Below are 18,322 nucleotides of genomic sequence, written 5' to 3'. Positions count from 1 at the left end.
CAGCCCGGCCCCTTCCATGCGGTGCCACAGCCTTCCACCACGCCGCCCTGCACCCTGGCCAGCTACCACTCTTTCAACAGCAGTGCGCCGGCAGGCGCAGTCAGTTCACCCCACGCATCGCGCACGGTGATCGGCAGGTAGACCGTGCCGATGTCGTCCAGCGGGAACAGCGTGCGCGGATCGAACGACACCGACGGTGCACGCAGCGGCAGACGGACCGCATCGGCCGACAGCCCGCCGCGCCACTGTGGCGACCAGCGGTCCAGCAGCAGCCCGTACGCCGGCCCCGTTGCATACGCGGCGGAGCGGACGAAGCTCGCGGTTGTATCGGCCTTGCGCAATGCCGCCACCACGTCAGGAGCGGCATCGCCCTTGCCTGCCGCCGCAGCCAGCACGCGACCGGTGTACTCGGCCAGGCCCTCGTTGCGTTCCACGCGCGCCTCTTCAGCCCGCGCATCGCCGCCGGGCGCCGCCGCGCCCGAACGCTGGTCCCGGAATGCCACGGCAGCGGCCGCATGTCGCCGCGCATCCGCGTCGTCGGTCGTAGCGAGCGCCTGTGCCAGCGCGCGCAGTTCCAGACGCAGCCAGGTGCGGCCAGCCTCACTGTCCAGATGCGCCGTATCACCTTCGGACGACGGCAGCCCCAGCGCGGCCTGCACGCAATGCCACTGCTCGTGCCAGTAGAGCGTCGCCAGGCCGTCGCCGTCCGCCGGCAGCGGCAGAAGCAGCAGCACGGTCGGTGTGCCCTCGATCTCGATGCAGGTATTGGCCGGGGGTTGATCCCGGCGCAGCGCGATGGGCACGAGCGCGCCTGTCGCCGGGTCGCGACGCCAGCTCGTGGCCGAGGTCCGGTCATGCACGATCACTGGCGCATCCAGCGGCACGCCCCACAGCCGCCGGGCGGCGCGCGCCGCTGCCGGTGCATCCGCGATCGCCGCGATACGTTGCACGGCCACCTCGATCCCGCTGGGTGGAACCTGTGCGCGGGCCGGGAACGCAGGCACGCCCAGCCCGGCAAGGACGGCGGCAGCGCATACCATGCCCGCATACCGATGACGCGCGCGCTTTCCTGACCGGCCTACGCTCGACATCCTTGCCATGATCCGCGCGCATCTCCCTGAAAACGTGATGGATGGTGCTGCGGCTCAGGGTAGTTCAGCGCGCGCGGGGGTGCCACACCGGCACAACGCGGCGCTAGCGCCCGCGTCGCACCGTGGCGACGATCAGATGCTCCAGCTCTGCTTCGGCGGCCGGCTGCGCCACCCGCCCGGCCACAACCGCGTCGGACAGCGACTCGGCGGCGCCCAGGATGGCCCAGAAACCGGCTTCCGGCACGCTCCCCTCGGGCGCGAAGCCGCCGAGCCACCCCGCGCACTTGGCAATGAAGTCCTGCTGGTAGCGCCGCTTCACCTGCAGCAGTTCCGGCGAGCCGGCCAGCGCGGCGAGAATGCCCTGGATTTCGCTGCCCTGTGACAGCACGCAATCGATGTAGCCACCCGCAATGGCATGCGCGCGGTCCTTCAACTGCACCTTCGCCGCGCCGATGCGCTCGTCGAAAACGGCGGTCTGGCGCACGTCGTAGTCCTGGTAGAGCGCGGCCAGCAGACCATTGCGCGTCACGAAGTGGTCGTACGCCACCGGCTTGGTGACGCCCGCCGCCTCGGCCAACCGCCCCAGCGAGAGCGCATCGGTGCCTTCGGCGCCAACCAGTGCCCACGCCACGTCGAGCAGCTGGCGGGCGCGTTGTTCACGCGGCAGGCGGCGGCGGGGCTCAGGGCGTGCAGGCATCGCGGTGGGGGTTCAGGCGGCGGCGGACACCCCAATGGTACGTCCGATGTCGGCCGCAGTACGCAGGTGCGCCTCGGCGGCGCCGCTGTCGGACTCGAGCAGCAGCGTGGACGACAGCACCTGCGCGCCGCAGTAGTCGAAGATGCCCATGTCGATCTGCGTCTTCATCGCCGCCCCGTAACCGCGTCGCTCGATCATCTCCGCACCGGCACCGCCCAGCCCCACCAGATGCACCTGCAGACGCTGCAGCTTCTTGGTCACCTTGCCATCGGGGGTGTCGGCGTAAGCCCAGCCCTGGGTGAACACACGGTCGACCCAGCCCTTCAGCAGCGCCGGGAACGACCACCAGTACAGCGGATAGACCAGCACCAGCACGTCGGCGCGATCAAGGCGCGCATGTTCGGCGGCCACATCGGCCGGCGCGGCCGCCGTCTGATGGAAGAGCGCGTTGTCGGCCGGATTGAAGCGGGGGTCGAAACCCTCCGCGGCAAGATCGGCGATTTCCACGGTATGGCCGGTGCCGGCTGCAAGAACGGCATCGCCGATGCGGCTGGCCACGGCATGGGTGAGTGAATGAGGGTTGGGGTGGGCGACGACGATAAGGCTGTGCATGGGAGTAATCCTTGGATGACGTTACCTACCAAACGTAACATCGGACCTGCACGGGACCAGTGCTGTCAGCGGAACGCTGTTTCCGTCGCGCGGCTTCATCCCCGCCACACATGCTCCCCATCGTGGCCTCATGCGCCGGGTGCAGTCTGGGCGCCTGCACCTCGGAGGGGTTTCTGTGTCTTCCATCGCGGGCCACGCGGCCGCCGGCATCACCGCCTATCTGTGCTGCAACCGCTGGGCGTGCGCGCCGTCGCGCTGGGCAGTGGTCCCGTTCGCTTTTCTGGCCGTCTGCCCCGATCTGGACTACCTGGCGGTGTGGCTCCTCGGCTACGCCGCCTCGCCACGGATCACGCACAGCCTGCTCTTCGCGCTGGTGGCCAGCCTGCTGGTGCACCGGCTCACGCGCCGGCCGCCATCCGCCCGCCTGCCCATCGCCTGGCTGCTGGCCGCCAGTCTGTCCCATCCGCTCATGGACCTGCTGGTCGGGGCGCACCCGGTGCCCCTGCTCTGGCCCATTGGCGCGCAGGTCGCCGTACCGGTTGGCGTGCTCCCCAGCGCCGGCGCACTGTCCGCGGGCAACTACTACCTGTGGCGCAACCTGATCATTGAACTGGGCGTGCTGCTGCCGCCATTCGCACTGGCGGTGGCGGCAAGCCGGCATGCCACGCCACGCCGGGTGCTGGCCTGGGCAGTCGGCATCGCCCCGGTCTGGGCGGCGTTCCTGATCGGCTCGCTGGCGCTGGCCCGTTGAGCCGGCCGTTGCCGTTTACCGCCTGCGGCCTGTCACGCGTTTCAAAAGGTTCAGGTGTCCGATCTCCCGCCGGCCAATCCTCTCCGCGTAATTCAAACGCTCGATTGAAACACGCGCAACTTCGCCGAACTGGACACGATCAGCCGGTTCCGCCAGACTGCCGCCCTTTCCCGTCGTTCGGCACTCATGGCGAAACTGCTGGTCCTGCATGGCCCCAACCTCAACCTGCTCGGTACCCGCGAGCCGGGGGTGTATGGGCACACCACGCTGGCGCAGATCGACCAGGCCCTGCTGGCCCAGGCGCAGGCCGCCGGGCACGCGCTGGATGCCCTGCAGTCCAATGCCGAGCACGTGCTGGTGGACCGGATGCAGGCCGCCCGTACCGATGGCACCGCCTTCATCCTGATCAACCCGGCCGCGTTCACGCATACCTCGGTCGCCCTGCGCGATGCGCTGGCGGCGGTGGACGTGCCGTTCATCGAGATCCACCTGTCCAACCCGCATGCCCGCGAGCCGTTCCGCCAGCACAGCTATTTCAGCGACAAGGCGGTCGGGGTGATCTGCGGGTTCGGCGCGGACAGCTATCGCTATGCGATGGATGCGGCGCTGGTGCGGCTGCAGGACGCCGGCGCCTGATGCTGCCGCTGCGCGCTCTTGCCTGTGTGGCGCTGTCAGCCGGCCTGTGCGCCGGTGCCGCCGCCGCCGACCGCGAGGACGAAGGCATCGACTGCGCGCACCCGGTCACCACGATGGAGCACGACCTGTGCGCCTCGGACGTGGCGGCCGCCGCCGACGTCACGCTCAACTCGGTATACGCGCAGGCGCGCCGCCAGCTGCGCACCCCCGAAAACGGCGGCACCTGCAGCTACTGTGGCACCGCCGAGCAGCAGCTGGTGGTGGCACAGCGGGCGTGGGTGCAGCTGCGCGACCACGACTGCCAGGCGGTGTACGCGCTCAATTCCGACGGCAGCGCCCGCAACGGTGCGCAGTTGCGCTGCCTGACCACTCACGCGCGCGACCGCACCCGGCAGCTGCGCGACTTCTACGAACTGCTTTGACCCGAGCGCGCCGCGCTTCCCACTCCCCTGACATCAAGAACCAAGAGGCCCCTATGGATCTCCGCAAAATCAAAAAGCTGATCGACCTGCTGGAAGAGTCGAACCTCGCCGAAATCGAAATCAAGGAAGGCGAAGAGTCCGTGCGTCTGTCGCGCGCCCCGGTCTCCGGCTACGGCATGGTCCAGGCCCAGCCGCAGATGATGATGGCGCCTGCCCAGGCCCCGGCCCAGCAGACCGCGCCGGCCATGCCGATGCAGTCGCCCACCGAAGCCTCCACCGGCGGCACCGCCAAGCCGGGCAACGCCCTGCCGGACGGCCACGTGCTGCGCGCGCCGATGGTCGGCACCTTCTACGCCTCCTCGTCCCCGGACAAGCCGGCCTTCGTCACCGTCGGCCAGCAGGTCAAGGCCGGCGAAACGCTGGCCATCATCGAAGCGATGAAGATGTTCAACCCGATCGAGGCCGATGTCTCCGGCACCATCGTCGCCATCCTGGGCGAAAACGGCCAGCCGGTCGAATTCGACCAGCCGCTGTTCGTGATCGGCTAAGGATCCGTCCATGCTCGACAAAGTCGTTATTGCCAACCGAGGGGAAATCGCGCTGCGCATCCTGCGCGCGTGCCACACCCTGGGCATCCGCACGGTGGCCGTGCATTCCACGGTCGACCGCAATCTCAAGCACGTGGCGATGGCCGACGAGTCGGTCTGCATCGGTCCGGCGCCGTCCTCGGAGAGCTACCTCAACATTCCGGCCCTGATCGCCGCGGCGGAAGTCACCGATGCCCAGGCCATCCACCCGGGCTACGGCTTCCTGTCGGAGAACGCCGACTTTGCCGAGCGCGTGGAAGAGTCCGGCTTCATTTTCATCGGCCCCAAGGCCGACACCATCCGCCTGATGGGCGACAAGGTCGAAGCGATCCGCGCGATGAAGGCCGCCGGCGTGCCGTGCGTGCCCGGTTCGGGCGGCCCGCTGGGCGACGACATCGTGGCCAACACCAAGATTGCCCGTGAGATCGGCTACCCGGTCATCATCAAGGCAGCCGGTGGCGGTGGCGGTCGCGGCATGCGCGTGGTGCATGCCGAGGCCTCGTTGAAGGCCGCCATCGAGACCACCAAGTCCGAAGCCAAGGCCGCTTTCAGCAACGACCAGGTGTACATGGAGAAGTTCCTGGAGAATCCGCGCCACGTGGAGATCCAGGTGCTGGCCGATGGCCAGGGCAACGCCATCCACCTCGGCGAGCGCGACTGCTCGATGCAGCGCCGCCACCAGAAGGTGGTGGAAGAAGCACCGGCACCGGGCATCACCACTGAACTGCGCGAGCAGATCGGCAAGGTCTGCGTGGAAGCCTGCATCCGTATCGGCTACCGCGGCGCGGGCACCTTCGAGTTCCTGTACGAAGACGGCCGTTTCTACTTCATCGAAATGAACACCCGCGTGCAGGTGGAACATCCGGTGACGGAGATGGTGACCGGCATCGACCTGGTCTGCGAGCAGCTGCGCATCGCCGCCGGCCAGAAGCTGAGCATCAAGCAGAGCGACGTGGTGCTGACCGGCCACGCGATCGAGTGCCGCATCAACGCCGAAGACGCCGAAACCTTCGTGCCGAGCCCGGGCCAGATCACCGCCTTCCATCCGCCGGGTGGCCCCGGCGTGCGCGTGGATACCCACATCTACAGTGGCTACCGCGTGCCGCCGAACTACGACTCGATGATCGGCAAGCTGATCGTGCACGGCCCGGATCGCGAGACCGCGATCGCGCGCATGCGCGTGGCGCTGAGCGAACTGGTCGTGGACGGCATCAAGACCAACGTCGCGCTGCAGCAGCGCATCATGCGCGACAAGGGCTTCCAGGCCGGTGGCCAGAACATCCACTATCTGGAAAAGCGCCTGGCCGAACGCAAGAACAAGTCGATCGCGTTGACCTGATCGACGGCGTCATGCAACACCACAGAAGGGCGGGGATCTCCCCGCCTTTTTGTTTGCCTGGTCTCCGGGCCGCCGCCACAGCGCGGCGTGCGCCGTTGCCTGCAGGCATCGTCGGCGGCCTGCCCTGGCCTCTGCCTCGGCCTTCTCCAGTGCAGCGCGCAGACGGGTCTGCATATCGGCCGGGTCCATGCGGTTGAACGTCCGGCAAAGATCGCCGCCCAGAACACCGCAGCCCCCCCCGCAGGCGGCGCGTCGATGCGTCAGATACCCGAGCGCCGCGGGAGAACGTCGCGTCAGGACACGGTGGCGACGAACGTGGCGATCGCCTCGGCAGCGGCATCCGGGCGCGCCTGCAGCAGCAGGTGCGGGCCCTCCAGCCAGACGGTGTCCTGCGCCGGCAGCAGCGCGGACAGGTGGCGCTGGCAGCGTGACGGCAGCAGGCGGTCATCAACGGCATGCAGGCACAGCGCTGGTATGCGCAGTGCAGCGGCGCAGGCGCCGACATCGACCCCCAGGGCGGCCACCGCGCGCGTGCGCAGCACATCGGCCTGGACGCGGGACAGGGCAGCCCGCAGCGCTTCGCGCAGCGCGGCACTGCTCCAGCGCCCCAGCAGCAGCCAGGACAGCGCGCCCATCGGCAGCGTGCGTACCGGTGCCCAGTACAGAAGCGATTGCAGACGACGCCACGCATACCAGGGCGAGCGCGCGAACGTCGTGGAAAGAACCAGGCCGCGCAGACGCGCCGGATGTGCAGCGGCGAGCCTCAGGGCCAACGGGCCGGAGAACGACTCGCCGAGCAGCACATAGTCCTCGTCCCGGGGCAGAGCCGCCTGCACGATATCGGCCAGTACGTCGTAGCCCACCGCGCGATCCACCGGATAGGCGATCACCGTGGTGTCGATGCCGTGCCGCTGCATCGCAGCGGTGAACGCGCCGTGCTGGGTACCGGTGGCATCCAGGCCCGGCAGCACCACCAGGCGCGCGTGTACACGCTGGGCGCCCTGGCGTGGCGCGCCCTCGCCCTCAGGCATCAACGGCTGCGGTCTGCGGCCGTGATCTGGGTGTTCCTGACCGGTTCCACGCCCAACGAGGAGGTCGGGTCCATGATCACCATCGTTTCGGTGGAGCCGTCCGGCCACACCACCTGGAAGGTGCTGCCGGCCGGCAGCGACGCGAACGGCATGCCGCTCTGCGCGCGGTACACCGCGGCCACCTGGCTGGCACCGGCGCGACGCACGTCGGCGTCGGCCTTCACCGAGGTCAACTGCACCTTGGACAGGCTCCGGTATCGATCATCGTAGGTATCGATCATCACCAGGCCCACTGCGCCAGCCGAGTAGGCGACAAACAACACCACCCAGAACCAGAACTTGGCGCCATGCAGGAATCGACGGTAGTTCATCGCCCTTTCCTCTGCTTGATCAGCTGTTCCACCAACGCTTTCATTTTCCCCGCACCTTGCCGCGATACCGCGGCGTCATACACGAAAGTGGCAAAGTCCTGCCCACCGTCCTGCGAACAAATCCCTCCGTTCGCGCAGAAATTGTTCATCAACACACTGTCCGGCCCGCACGCCATGCCCAGCTCGCAGGCTGCCAGGCGCCAGGCCAGTTCGCTGAACTGGTCCCCGGCCACCAGGCCCTGCAGCGCCGCGTCGCCGCTGGCACGTTGGCCCATGCCCGAGGCCAGGGCCATGTAGGCTTCCGGGTCGCGCGAATCGAGCACCCGCTCGACCAGCCCGCGCCGATAGCCCGGCGAATCATCCAGCGCCTTGCCTTCGGAGAACAGCGAGGCTTCGGCAGCCAGGTTGCCGGCCTTGGCCGCCCGCATGCGCTGGGCAAGAATCAACTGGCGCCCGAGATTGTCGCTGCTGACAAAGCCCGTGCAGCGGCGTGCCACGCGTTCGCGCGCCTGCACCATGCCGACAGAGGCCTTCATGCCCAGCCCGGACAGCACGGTGTTGTCCAGCTGGTAACCGCCGGGGTCCATCGCATACAGCGCGCAGTAGTCGTACACCCGGCTGACCATCCATGCCGCCTCGGCGTTGCCGTTGGCGGCCTGCAGCTGCAGGCGCTGGGCGTAGGCGTACAGATCGGTATCGCCTTCGATGTCGGCGCGGATGTCCAGCGGCAGCCCGGAGGCGATCGCGTTGCCGCGTTCGTTCACCAGCAAGCGGCGCGCCAGCTGCCGCGCTTCGACAGGGATCGACGGCGACGCCGATGCGGACGCATCGATCATGTCCGCGCCGGGACGGTCGGCATGCCGCACCCGATCGCCCGCGCGATAGCCCACCACCCCGAGCAGCGCCAGGGCAGGCACGACCAGCAGCCAGGTTTTCAGGGTAGGAACAAGCGCCATGAACGAACGCCGGGACTGCCAGTGGCCGACAACGGAATGACCAGTTTAGCAAGCGCATTGGCGGCTGTCTGAACCGGCACCCGGCCAGCATCTCAGCCACTCGGGAGACGACGTCGCGATCGGCACGCCGGGACCGCCCGCGCGCAATGGTCTAGCATGCACGGTTTTCCGCAGGCCTCGCCCCCATGCCCTTCCTGGAACTCACCCTCCGCTGCACCGAAACCACGCAGCCCCGCTATGAGAATGCGCTGGACGACGTCGGTGCGCTGGCGGTGACCCTGCTCGATGCCGACGCCGACACCAGCAACGAGCAGGCCATCCTGGAACCCGGCGTGGGCGAGACCCCGCTGTGGAACGACCTGGTGCTGACCGCGCTGTTCCCGGCCGATACCAACGCGCTGGCCCTGCTGGCCGCGCTGGATGCGTTCGACCCGGGTCTGGACTGGGGCAACGCCAGCTTCCGTGCGGTCCAGGACGAAGACTGGGAACGCGCCTGGCTGGACCAGTTCCAGCCGATGGCGTTCGGCGAGCGCACCTGGATCGTGCCCTGGAACCATGACCTGCCCGAGGCGGCGCAGGCCGACGACGCGGCCGTGGTGCGGCTGGACCCGGGCCTGGCCTTCGGCTCGGGCACCCACCCGACCACCGCGCTGTGCCTGCGTTGGCTCGACGGTCTGGCCGCCGAGGGCGCGCTGGATGGCCAGACCGTGCTCGACTTCGGCTGCGGCTCGGGGATCCTAGCGCTGGCCGCACTGAAACTCGGCGCCGCCCGCGCCGTGGGCGTGGACAACGATCCGCAGGCCGTGATCGCCACCGGCGACAACGCCGAGCGCAACGGCCTCCAGGACCGCATCGCGGTGTACCTGCCGGCCGACGAACCGCCGGCCACCTACCCGGTGGTGGTGGCCAACATTCTGGCCTCGGCACTGGACGCCCTGGCCGAGGTGCTGGCTGCGCGCGTCGCGCCCGGTGGCCGCATTGCGCTGTCGGGCATCCTGCACGGCCAGGAAGGCGAACTGCTGGAGCGTTACGCGCCGTGGTTCGAGGCGCTGGAAGTGGCCCAGGACGAGGACTGGATGCGCATCACCGGCACCCGCCGTGCTTGAATAAGGCGTCCTTCGCCCGGTCCCGCGCCCATGTCCGAGCCCACGCAGCCTCCGCGACGTCCGCTTGCCACCTTCCTGCGCCCTGCGCAGGACGCCGCGCCCGTGGACGACCGCCTTCCGCCGGCGCCGGCTGATGGTCGTGCCGATGACGACACCGCCGCCAGCACCGGCGACACGCCGTGGGGCGACGCATTGCCGCAGATCGCGATACCGCCCGCCGAGGTCGATGCGGAGACCGACGCGGAGCCCGTTGTTGAGGCCGATGCGACACCGGCTGACGACGCGCTGACGGCCGGTGCGAGCGCCGACGATGCGCCGCTCGCCACCGCACCGAGCTTCCTGCAGGCGCCCCGTGCGCGCCTGCGTACGCCGCGCTGGCAATGGGGCCTGGTCGCCGGCCTTGGTGTGCTGCTGCTGTTGCAGATCGCGGTGGCCGACCGCGCCCGGTTGGCCGCCGATGCCGGTACGCGCCCGTGGATCGCCGGCCTGTGCAGCGTGCTGCGCTGTACGTTGCCGGCGTGGCGCGAACCGGCAGCGTTCAGCATGATCAGCCGCGATGTCCGCCCTGTACCCGGACAACCGGGTGCGCTGCAGGTGCAGGCCAGCTTCCGCAACGATGCGCGCTGGGCACAGGCATGGCCTGCGCTGCGTCTGTCGCTGTCCGATGCCGATGGCCGCCTGATCGGCACCGGCGAGTTCGCGCCGGCCGACTACCTGGGCGCCGCCAACGCCAGCGGCCACGTGCTGGAGCCGGGACAGAGCGCGCGCATCGCCTTCCGTGTCCGCGAGCCTGCGGCATCGACCGTCGCATTCACATTCGAGTTCCTGTGACCCTGCCGTTCGTCCGGTTCGGCGTGGCAGCCTGCGGGCGCACACGGTAGACTGGCCCCATCATCATTCCGCCGAGGGCTGTTGTCCGCCCCGGCTCCTGCATCGGGATCCTCCTTGAACGCTGTCCTTCCTCGTCCTGACACCAGTCGTGGCGCTCCCAAGCCACCGCTGCGCGAACATGTAGCCCAGTCGGTGAGGCGGTACCTGCGGGACCTGGATGGCTGTGATGCCGACGATGTCTACGAGATCGTCCTGCGTGAAATGGAGATTCCGCTGTTCGTGGAGGTGCTCAACCACTGCGAAGGCAACCAGAGCCGCGCCGCTGCGATGCTGGGCATCCACCGCGCCACACTGCGCAAGAAGCTCAAGGAATACGGCATCACCACCTGAGCCGGTGTCGATCCGTCTCTCGCGGCGGATACCGACCCGTGGCCGGTACGCGGATCAACCGCTCCAGAAGTACCGCACCAGGTGGAAGAACACCGGCGCGGCGAAGCACACCGAATCCAGCCGGTCGAGCATGCCGCCGTGGCCCTCGATCATGTGGCCCCAGTCCTTGATGCCGCGGTCGCGTTTGATCGCCGACATCACCAGGCCGCCCCAGAAGCCCATCAGGTTGACCACCAGCGACATGCCGAACGCCTGCCACGGCGTGAACGGGGTCAGCCAGCACAGTGCCGCGCCCAGCGCGCTGGCCGACAGTACCCCGCCGATGAACCCCTCCACGGTCTTGGACGGCGACAGCTTCGGCGCGATCAACCGCCGCCCGATCAGCTTGCCCCACACGTACTGCAGCACATCCGAGGACTGCACCACGATCACCAGGAAGGCGAACAGCAGCAGGTTGCGCGCCGGTTCCACACCGGCCAGGCGCAGGTTCAGCAGCGCCGGCACGTGGGAAATGCAGAACACGCAGATCATCAGGCCCCACTGCACCTTGGACGTGCGCTCCAGGTAGTCGGTGGTGTCGCCACCGATGGTGGCCAGGATCGGCAGGAACAGGAACGCATAGACCGGGATCAGCAGCGTGTACAGGCCGTACCAGTCGGTCCACACCAGCCAGTACTGCCAAGGCAGCACGATGTAGAACGCCGCCAGCAGCGCGTAGTAGTCGCCGGCCCGGGTCGGCGTAAGGGTGATGAACTCGCGCAGGGCGAACAGCGACACCACCGCGAACAGCACCACCACGCCGGTACGCCCGAAGAAGAACGCCAGCGCCACCACGGCGGCCATCACCCACCAGGCGCGGATGCGCGAGACCAGGTTGGCCAGCACCGGGCTGGGCGCATGCCGCGCACGCCAGCGCAGGGTCTCGGCGATCACCGTGGCCACCACCAGCACGGCGGCGATGCCGGCAAACAGCAGCCGGGTCTGCGCGTGCGTGGACAGCTGGGCCACGTCGGTGGACAACACCTGGAACACGGTCATGCGCGGTGCCTGCGTGGCTGCGGGTCCAACGCGAGCAGCGACAGCCGGGCCCGCTCCAGGAAGCGGTCCTTGTCTTCGTCGGCCTTCAGCCGCAGCGGTTCGCCGAACGTAGTGGTGCACAGCAGCGGCAACGGCAGCCAGCGGCCCTTGGGCATCACCCGCTTGAGGTTGTCGATCCACACCGGCACGAACTCCAGCTCCGGGCGTTGCCGCGCCAGATGGTAGATGCCGCTCTTGAACGGCAGCACGCCCTCGTCGGTGTTGCGGGTACCCTCGGGGAACAGGATCAGCGAGTTGCCCTCGTCCACCGCCTGGCACAGACAGGCGATGGGGTCGTGCTCGCGCTTGGCCGCATCGCGCTCGATCAGCACGCCGTTGAACACGGCATGGATCAGGTAGCGGCGCAGGGCATCGCGCTGCCAGTAGTCGGCCGCGGCCACCGGCCGCACCTGGCGGCGCAGCGTGATCGGCAGCGCCGACCAGATCAGCACGAAGTCACCGTGACTGGCGTGGTTGCCGTAGTACACGCGGTGGTCGCTCGACGGCGCACAGCCCTGCCACAACGCCCGCGCGCCGGTCAGCGTGCGGATCGCGCCACTGCAGCCGCGGGCGATCAGGTCGGCGATCACCACGGCACCCACCGGCACAGGTGTGCCGCCAGCAGCAGCACCGCCTGCGCGCCGAGCGCGAGCAGCTGCCAGCGCATCAGCCGGCGCATGCCCTGCCAGCGTGCCTGCCAGCCGCGGCTGGTCGCCGACGCGTCACGCAGGCCCAGCTTCTGCAGGACATCGTCGATCACACCGGGGGCGGCATCCGGATGGCAGGCCTGCATGGCCTCCAGCAGCGCCGCATCGAAACCGACGCGGGCGGCGTAATACGCCTGCACCCCCGCAGCCAGCAGCGAGGCCAGCGCCAGTGTCATGGCCACCAGGCCAGGGGCCGACGACACGCTTGCCAGCAGCAGCGCGGCGGCAGCCAGCAGGGTGGATATCACCGCCGCCAGGCGTGCCTGGCGCAGTACGGCGGTCATCACCCGCAGTTGGAACAGCATGCTCATGCATTCACCTGTGTCTGCCCATTGGCGGCGCCCTCGCGCACCGCCTGTTCAATCGCCCGGCGGTGGCGTGCGTGCAGCACGATCCGCGGGCAGTCCTGTGCCAGCAGGGTGATGGCGGCATCGGCGCTGGCGGTATGGCCGCTGCGGCACAGCCAGGTGGCCACGGCAGCGGCGCTGCGCGAATAGCCCAGTGCGCAGCACACCAGCACCTCGCCGCGCCGGCGGCCATGCGCGATGGCATCGGCGGCCTGACGCAGCGCGGCCGGCGATGGCGTGGCCAGATCGAGCATCGGCACGCTGCGGTAATGCCGCACCCGCGTGCGGAACGGCAGCTCGGCGCACACATCCACCACGGTTGCCACCGTCAGCGTGGCATCCGCGTCCGGCAGCCGGCCCAGCCACACCCCGTCGATCACCAGCTGTGGCTGCGGCGCGCGTCGTGTCCACCAGCGCGCATTGAGCCAGGCGGCACCCAGGTACGGCGCCAGCAGCCAGGTCGCGGCCATGCTCAGCCGCCCGTCCTCCTGCTTCTGGAACACGGCGATCCCCAGGCCGGCGTACGCCAGCGCCACCAGCAGCAGCGACAGGGCCGGCCACGCCAGCCACATCGCCCACCCGCCCACGGCCCACGCCAGGGCCGCACAGCCGGCGCTGCCGGCCAGGTACAGCACGGCCAGCCGCCAGCGCGTGGGCTCGCGTGCCCACTGCCAGTGCCGCAGCGGTGACGCCCCCTGCAGCGGCCACAGCCACACGCACAGCCAGCCCACCGCCACGCCGGTGGGCACGTCGATGAAGTGATGCTGCCAGGTGGTCAGCACCGACAGCCCGATCAATGCGAACCAGACATGCAGCGCGGTCCGCCACAGACCGTGCAGGTGCTGCTGGAAGCGAACCCACAGCACCACCAGCAGCACGATGTGCAGCGACGGCGCCTGGTTGAACGGCTTGTCAAAGCCCAGCAGCACATCGAACAACCAGCCGAACACGCCACCGGTGTCGGGCCGCTCCAGGCTGAAGCGCAGGGGCCACAGCAGGAAGCACGCCACCGACAGCAGCTGCGCGGTCAGCAGCCGGCGCGCGTGCGCGTCCAGCTCGGCGCGCTGGGTGCAGACGAAGAAGGACGCCACGTAGAACAGGTCGATGGACCAGTAGGGGACGATGGTCCAGGCCTGGAACGGAATGCGCGCTTCCCAGTCGAACACGATCGACGGCACGAACGGCAGGCGCGCGGCCATCGCATTGGCGAAGCCATAGCTGAGGAAGAAGAACGGCCCCAGCAGGGCCAGCCACAGCAGCGCGCGCCGCCAGGGACGCCCGCCCTCAGTCATGGCCCACCCGGCGCGCCAGCGACACGGTGAAGATGCCGAAGCGGTCGATGCGCTGGGTGACCTTCTCGAATCCGGCCAGGCGCACCAGTTCGTCCATCTCCTGCTGGGTGCGGCGGCGCATCACCCAGGCCGCGCCTGCACGGTGGCTGGTCAGCGCGCGGGCGATGAACTCCAGTTGCGGGTGCCACGGCTGACCGGTGTACACGAGGTAGCCGCCCTCGCGCATGGCGGCAGCGATGCCCTGCAGCGAGCGCGCCACCGCGTCGTTGTCGGCGAACAGTTCATACAGGCCCGACACGATCGACAGCGTCGGCGTGTCCGGCAGCGCGGCCAGCGCATCGGCATCGAAGGCATCGCCCTGCTCGAAGCGGGCGATGTCGGCCGCGCCGAACGCCTCGATCAGCGCGCGGCCTTCAACCACGTTTCGCTCGCTGAAATCGCGCAGCAGGATCGCATCGGCGCGCTGTTCGCCCTGGGCCAGTGCATCCAGATCATAGCGCCCGTGGCCGGCGGCCACGTCGAGCACGCGCACCGGCCGGCCTTCGCCACGCAGGCGCAGCGCCGCCAGCTGCAGCAGCTCGCGCACGTGGGTGCGGCGCACGCGGATGCCGCGCCAGCCGATGGCGTCGAGGTAGTTGCGATCCACGAACCGGCCCAGCGGACCGCGCCCGCGTGCCTGGTCGCGGTAGATGTAGTCCAGCGTGCTGCCCGAATCGAAGCCGGTCTCCAGGCCCAGCGCGATGCCCTCGGACAGGCGCCCGCCAACGCGCAGGCCGGCGCGGGTGAAGCGCCAGTACAGATCCTTCAGGCTGTTGCGCTGCGGGGGCCACGCCAGCACCTCGGCCTCATCGAAGGTGGGGCCGTGGCGATGCGCGTTGCGCAGGCTGGGCCGTACCAGCGGCGCGGCGAAGCGCTCGCCGATGAAGCGGCGGATGGCGGCCACGGCCGGGGCGCGGTCGCGCTCGCCGAGGGTGTCATGGAAGAAGCCGGGCAGCAGGTGGCGCTCTTTGATCGGTGAACGCAGGCGCTCGTAGAAGCGGTCCTGCGGCGCGCGATGGACCACGAAATCCGCGCCCGAAACCAGCAGCTGGGTCGGCACGGTGATTGCCTGTGCGTCGCCGACCACGCGGTCGGCCGCTTCGTAGAGCCCCAGCAGCACGCGCACCGAAATCGGCCGGGTGATCAGCGGGTCGGTGCGGTAGCTGGCCACCCGTTCCGGATCGTGGGTGAGCCACTGCGGCTTGACGTAACTGTTGACGAAGAAGTTGCCGCGCAGTTTCTGCATCAGCGCCAGCCCGGGGCGCGCGAACGGCACGTACAGCTTCACCTTGAATGCCGGCGAGGCGAGCACCAGCGCACGCAGCGGCGGCGCATGGTCGTGAACCCAGGTCGCGGCGACGACCGCGCCCACGCTCTGGGCGATGATGGCGATGTCTTCCACGGCGATGCCGTGATGGTCGTGCAGGTGCGCGATGAAGCTGTCCAGGTCACGCACCAGCGCGTCGAAGCCGGGCGCATCGCCGCGTGCACCAGGCGACTGGCCGTTGCCGCGGGCATCCCAGGCGAAGACGTCCATCCCGGGCAGGTCCAGCTCGTCCACCAGGTGCGCCACGCGCCCGGAATGCTCGTGCCCGCGATGCAGCAGCACCAGCGCGCGCCGGGGTGAGGCCGGAGTCGGGTCGGTGGCGGGCCAATGCCGGTAGAACAGCGGCTGTGCATCGAAACTGTGGAACTGCAGGTGTTGCTGTGCGCGCATGCATCACTCCGTTGTGCATCCGGCGGAATCCGCCGTTGATCGGCTGCCGGCTGGGTCAGCCGGCCTCCGCCAATCCTGTCCTTACCCGGCGCAGCGTGGTCCACGCGCACAAGGCGGCCGCTGCCCACGCGATCCAGGTCACCCCTGGCGCTGCGATCCAGCCCAGGGCCAACAACAATCCTGTCATGCCGATCACGAACGCGCGATCGCTTTTGCCCATTGGACCGTCATAGCGACGGCTTGCCCCCACCATCAGGCCCAGGACGCCAGCGTACTCGCAAACCGCCGCCAGCCACGCCAATGTCCACAGGGCAGCGGAGGCTACCCCGGGCAGACTCAGCAGCGACAGATACAGCGCCGCGTCGGCGATGACGTCGCAGAGTTCATTGAGATAGGCACCCAGCCGCGACTGCTGCCCGAATTCGCGGGCAAGCATGCCATCCACGGCATTGAGCGCCATGCGCAGCAGCATCCACACCGGCAGCGCCAGATACCCCATTGGCTGCGACGGGCCCCACACGTACACGGCGGCGGCCACGGCCAGCGAGACCACCGCCGCCGCCAGCGTGACCACGTTGGCGGTGACCCCGGCCCGGTACAGGCCGGCTACGGCGGGCCGCAGCAGGGCCTGGAAGCGTCCCTTCAACGCATAGATCGACACGATTCCCTGTCCTGTGGTTCATGGCGGATGCCGGGGAGCCTACAATATGCACCCGCTCCGCTTCGATCTCCTGCCCCCATGAGTTCCGATCTGCTGCCCGTGCGCCGGGCCCTGCTGTCCGTTTCCGACAAAACCGGCCTGATCGACCTGGCCCGCGCCCTCGCCGCCCGCAACGTCGAGCTGCTGTCGACCGGCGGCACCGCCAAGGCGATCCGCGACGCCGGCCTGGCCGTCAAGGACGTGGCCGATGTCACCGGCTTCCCGGAAATGATGGATGGCCGGGTCAAGACCCTGCATCCGCGGGTCCACGGCGGCCTGCTCGGCCGCGCCGGGCTGGACGAGGCCGTGATGGCCGAACACGGCATCGACGCGATCGACCTGCTGGTGTTGAACCTGTATCCGTTCGAGGCGGTGACCGCCAAGGCCGGCTGCACGCTCGACGAGGCGGTGGAGAACATCGACATCGGTGGCCCGGCGATGCTGCGTTCGGCAGCCAAGAACTTCGCGCGCGTCGCGGTGGCGACCGATCCGTCGCAGTACGCCGAGCTGCTTGCCGAGCTGGACGCCCACGAAGGCCGGTTGTCGGCCGGCAAGCGTTTTGCCTTGTCCGTAGCCGCGTTCAACCGCGTGGCCCAGTACGATGCGGCCATCAGCAACTATCTGTCCGCCGTGGCCAGCACCGAGGCGGCCGTGCCGGTGCGCACCGAGTTCCCGGCGCAGATGAACAGCAGTTTCGTGAAGGTGATGGACCTGCGCTACGGCGAGAATCCGCACCAGAGCGGCGCGTTCTACCGCGACCTGCACCCGGTGCCGGGCACGCTGGCCACCTTCCAGCAGCTGCAGGGCAAGGAACTGAGCTACAACAACCTGGCCGATGCCGATGCCGCGTGGGAATGCGTGCGTCAGTTCGACGCGCCGGCCTGCGTGATCGTCAAGCACGCCAACCCGTGCGGCGTGGCTGTGGGCGCCGGCAACGGCGATGCCTACGAGCTGGCCTACGCGACCGATCCGACCAGCGCGTTCGGCGGCATCATCGCCTTCAACCGACCGCTCGACGCTGCCACTGCCAAGGTGATCCTGGACCGCCAGTTCGTCGAAGTGCTGATCGCCCCGGACTACGAACCGGCCGCGCTCGAGTACGCGCAGAAGAAGGCCAACGTGCGCGTGCTGCGCATTCCGCATGGCGATGGCCGCAACAACTACGACACCAAGCGCATCGGCTCGGGCCTGCTGGTGCAGAGCGCCGACAACCGCGGCATGGCGCGCGATGAGCTGACCGTGGTCAGCAAGCTCGCGCCCACCGACAAGCAGTTTGCCGACCTGCTGTTTGCCTGGAAGGTGGCCAAGTTCGTCAAGTCCAACGCCATCGTCTACGCCAAGGACAACCGCACCATCGGTGTCGGCGCCGGCCAGATGAGCCGGGTCTACTCGGCCCGCATCGCCGGCATCAAGGCGGCCGATGCGAACCTGGTGGTGGACGGGTCGGTGATGGCCTCCGATGCCTTCTTCCCGTTCCGCGACGGCATCGATGCCGCTGCGGCCGCCGGCATCAAGGCGGTGATCCAGCCGGGCGGCTCGATGCGCGACAACGAGGTGATCGCCGCAGCCGACGAGCACGGCCTGGCGATGGTGTTCACCGGCGTGCGCCACTTCCGCCACTGA

The 18,322-nt window shown here is 69.0% G+C and carries 21 protein-coding genes; 9 read left to right on the top strand and 12 right to left on the bottom strand.

Translation table 11 applies throughout. From position 1 onward, the window contains the following. Positions 1-62: 62 nt before the first annotated feature. The 3 genes from ACPEH1_RS01280 to ACPEH1_RS01270 form a co-directional block, all read right to left on the bottom strand. Positions 63-950, bottom strand: coding sequence for a hypothetical protein (locus ACPEH1_RS01280; protein ID WP_423715096.1), 888 nt, complete (start codon positions 948-950; stop codon positions 63-65). Positions 951-1,194: 244 nt separating this feature from the next. Next, positions 1,195-1,788, bottom strand: coding sequence for a TetR/AcrR family transcriptional regulator (locus ACPEH1_RS01275; RefSeq protein WP_423666783.1), 594 nt, complete (start codon positions 1,786-1,788; stop codon positions 1,195-1,197). Between the two features lie 12 nt (positions 1,789-1,800). Continuing rightward, a complete protein-coding gene (locus ACPEH1_RS01270) occupies positions 1,801-2,400 on the bottom strand; it encodes an NAD(P)H-dependent oxidoreductase (protein ID WP_153164858.1) in 600 nt (199 codons plus the stop codon). Positions 2,401-2,575: 175 nt separating this feature from the next. Between ACPEH1_RS01270 and ACPEH1_RS01265 the strand changes: the two genes are divergently transcribed. The 5 genes from ACPEH1_RS01265 (at position 2,576) to accC (ending at position 6,135) form a co-directional block, all read left to right on the top strand. Then, complete coding sequence (locus tag ACPEH1_RS01265) at positions 2,576-3,151, top strand: metal-dependent hydrolase (protein WP_017356883.1); 576 nt, start codon at positions 2,576-2,578, stop codon at positions 3,149-3,151. A 186-nt stretch (positions 3,152-3,337) separates the two neighbouring features. Next, on the top strand, positions 3,338-3,787 hold the full coding sequence (gene aroQ / locus ACPEH1_RS01260; protein ID WP_423715093.1) for a type II 3-dehydroquinate dehydratase: 450 nt from the start codon (positions 3,338-3,340) through the stop codon (positions 3,785-3,787). Continuing rightward, positions 3,787-4,209: a lysozyme inhibitor LprI family protein gene (locus ACPEH1_RS01255; protein WP_017356885.1), complete on the top strand. Its 423-nt coding sequence runs from the start codon at positions 3,787-3,789 to the stop codon at positions 4,207-4,209. Before aroQ ends, ACPEH1_RS01255 begins: the two co-directional genes overlap by 1 nt. A 53-nt stretch (positions 4,210-4,262) precedes the next feature. Further along, on the top strand, positions 4,263-4,757 hold the full coding sequence (gene accB / locus ACPEH1_RS01250) for an acetyl-CoA carboxylase biotin carboxyl carrier protein (RefSeq protein WP_423715092.1): 495 nt from the start codon (positions 4,263-4,265) through the stop codon (positions 4,755-4,757). Between the two features lie 10 nt (positions 4,758-4,767). Further along, the gene (accC, locus tag ACPEH1_RS01245; protein WP_312707472.1) at positions 4,768-6,135 is read left to right on the top strand and encodes an acetyl-CoA carboxylase biotin carboxylase subunit; all 1,368 of its coding nucleotides are present in this window, start codon (positions 4,768-4,770) and stop codon (positions 6,133-6,135) included. Positions 6,136-6,428: 293 nt separating this feature from the next. Here the strand turns inward: accC and ACPEH1_RS01240 are convergent, their stop codons facing one another. The 3 genes from ACPEH1_RS01240 to ACPEH1_RS01230 are packed head-to-tail and all read right to left on the bottom strand — an operon-like array spanning position 6,429 to position 8,493. After that, the gene (locus ACPEH1_RS01240) at positions 6,429-7,166 is read right to left on the bottom strand and encodes an alpha/beta fold hydrolase (RefSeq protein WP_166473508.1); all 738 of its coding nucleotides are present in this window, start codon (positions 7,164-7,166) and stop codon (positions 6,429-6,431) included. Further along, a complete protein-coding gene (locus ACPEH1_RS01235; RefSeq protein ID WP_017356889.1) occupies positions 7,166-7,537 on the bottom strand; it encodes a hypothetical protein in 372 nt (123 codons plus the stop codon). The genes ACPEH1_RS01240 and ACPEH1_RS01235 overlap by 1 nt, the downstream gene beginning before the upstream one ends. Then, complete coding sequence (locus ACPEH1_RS01230; RefSeq protein WP_136004549.1) at positions 7,534-8,493, bottom strand: hypothetical protein; 960 nt, start codon at positions 8,491-8,493, stop codon at positions 7,534-7,536. Before ACPEH1_RS01230 ends, ACPEH1_RS01235 begins: the two co-directional genes overlap by 4 nt. A 185-nt stretch (positions 8,494-8,678) precedes the next feature. Here ACPEH1_RS01230 and prmA point away from each other — a divergent pair, with 185 nt between their 5' ends. The 3 genes from prmA to fis all read left to right on the top strand — a co-directional run bounded on the left by prmA (position 8,679) and on the right by fis (position 10,820). Further along, positions 8,679-9,599, top strand: a complete 921-nt coding sequence (prmA, locus tag ACPEH1_RS01225) for a 50S ribosomal protein L11 methyltransferase (protein ID WP_153165026.1) — start codon at positions 8,679-8,681, stop codon at positions 9,597-9,599. Positions 9,600-9,629: 30 nt separating this feature from the next. Further along, on the top strand, positions 9,630-10,430 hold the full coding sequence (locus tag ACPEH1_RS01220; protein ID WP_017357622.1) for a DUF3426 domain-containing protein: 801 nt from the start codon (positions 9,630-9,632) through the stop codon (positions 10,428-10,430). A 114-nt stretch (positions 10,431-10,544) separates the two neighbouring features. Further along, the gene (gene fis / locus ACPEH1_RS01215) at positions 10,545-10,820 is read left to right on the top strand and encodes a DNA-binding transcriptional regulator Fis (RefSeq protein ID WP_026071038.1); all 276 of its coding nucleotides are present in this window, start codon (positions 10,545-10,547) and stop codon (positions 10,818-10,820) included. Between the two features lie 54 nt (positions 10,821-10,874). On the opposite strand, the gene ACPEH1_RS01210 is transcribed toward fis, so the two are convergent. Genes ACPEH1_RS01210 through ACPEH1_RS01185 form a run of 6 tightly spaced genes read right to left on the bottom strand, consistent with a single transcriptional unit; the run spans position 10,875 to position 16,663 of the window. Further along, positions 10,875-11,858, bottom strand: a complete 984-nt coding sequence (locus ACPEH1_RS01210; RefSeq protein WP_017357620.1) for a phosphatidate cytidylyltransferase — start codon at positions 11,856-11,858, stop codon at positions 10,875-10,877. Further along, on the bottom strand, positions 11,855-12,487 hold the full coding sequence (locus tag ACPEH1_RS01205; RefSeq protein ID WP_026071037.1) for a lysophospholipid acyltransferase family protein: 633 nt from the start codon (positions 12,485-12,487) through the stop codon (positions 11,855-11,857). Before ACPEH1_RS01205 ends, ACPEH1_RS01210 begins: the two co-directional genes overlap by 4 nt. Beyond that, positions 12,484-12,915: a hypothetical protein gene (locus ACPEH1_RS01200; protein WP_136004555.1), complete on the bottom strand. Its 432-nt coding sequence runs from the start codon at positions 12,913-12,915 to the stop codon at positions 12,484-12,486. The genes ACPEH1_RS01205 and ACPEH1_RS01200 overlap by 4 nt, the downstream gene beginning before the upstream one ends. Next, positions 12,912-14,243 carry a phosphatase PAP2/dual specificity phosphatase family protein gene (locus ACPEH1_RS01195; RefSeq protein ID WP_166473510.1) on the bottom strand — a complete coding sequence of 444 codons (1,332 nt, stop codon included), beginning with the start codon at positions 14,241-14,243 and terminating at the stop codon, positions 12,912-12,914. The genes ACPEH1_RS01200 and ACPEH1_RS01195 overlap by 4 nt, the downstream gene beginning before the upstream one ends. Then, positions 14,236-15,999 carry a bifunctional alpha/beta hydrolase/class I SAM-dependent methyltransferase gene (locus ACPEH1_RS01190; protein WP_423715091.1) on the bottom strand — a complete coding sequence of 588 codons (1,764 nt, stop codon included), beginning with the start codon at positions 15,997-15,999 and terminating at the stop codon, positions 14,236-14,238. The genes ACPEH1_RS01195 and ACPEH1_RS01190 overlap by 8 nt, the downstream gene beginning before the upstream one ends. A 55-nt stretch (positions 16,000-16,054) precedes the next feature. Then, the gene (locus ACPEH1_RS01185; protein WP_423715109.1) at positions 16,055-16,663 is read right to left on the bottom strand and encodes a CDP-alcohol phosphatidyltransferase family protein; all 609 of its coding nucleotides are present in this window, start codon (positions 16,661-16,663) and stop codon (positions 16,055-16,057) included. Positions 16,664-16,738: 75 nt separating this feature from the next. Between ACPEH1_RS01185 and purH the strand changes: the two genes are divergently transcribed. Then, a complete protein-coding gene (gene purH / locus ACPEH1_RS01180) occupies positions 16,739-18,322 on the top strand; it encodes a bifunctional phosphoribosylaminoimidazolecarboxamide formyltransferase/IMP cyclohydrolase (protein ID WP_017354639.1) in 1,584 nt (527 codons plus the stop codon).

Origin of the sequence: Stenotrophomonas sp. NPDC077421 (assembly GCF_049545505.1) — a bacterium.
In the GTDB taxonomy this organism is placed as follows: Bacteria; Pseudomonadota; Gammaproteobacteria; order Xanthomonadales; family Xanthomonadaceae; genus Stenotrophomonas; species Stenotrophomonas nematodicola.
This window is presented reverse-complemented; position numbering and strand designations above follow the sequence as displayed.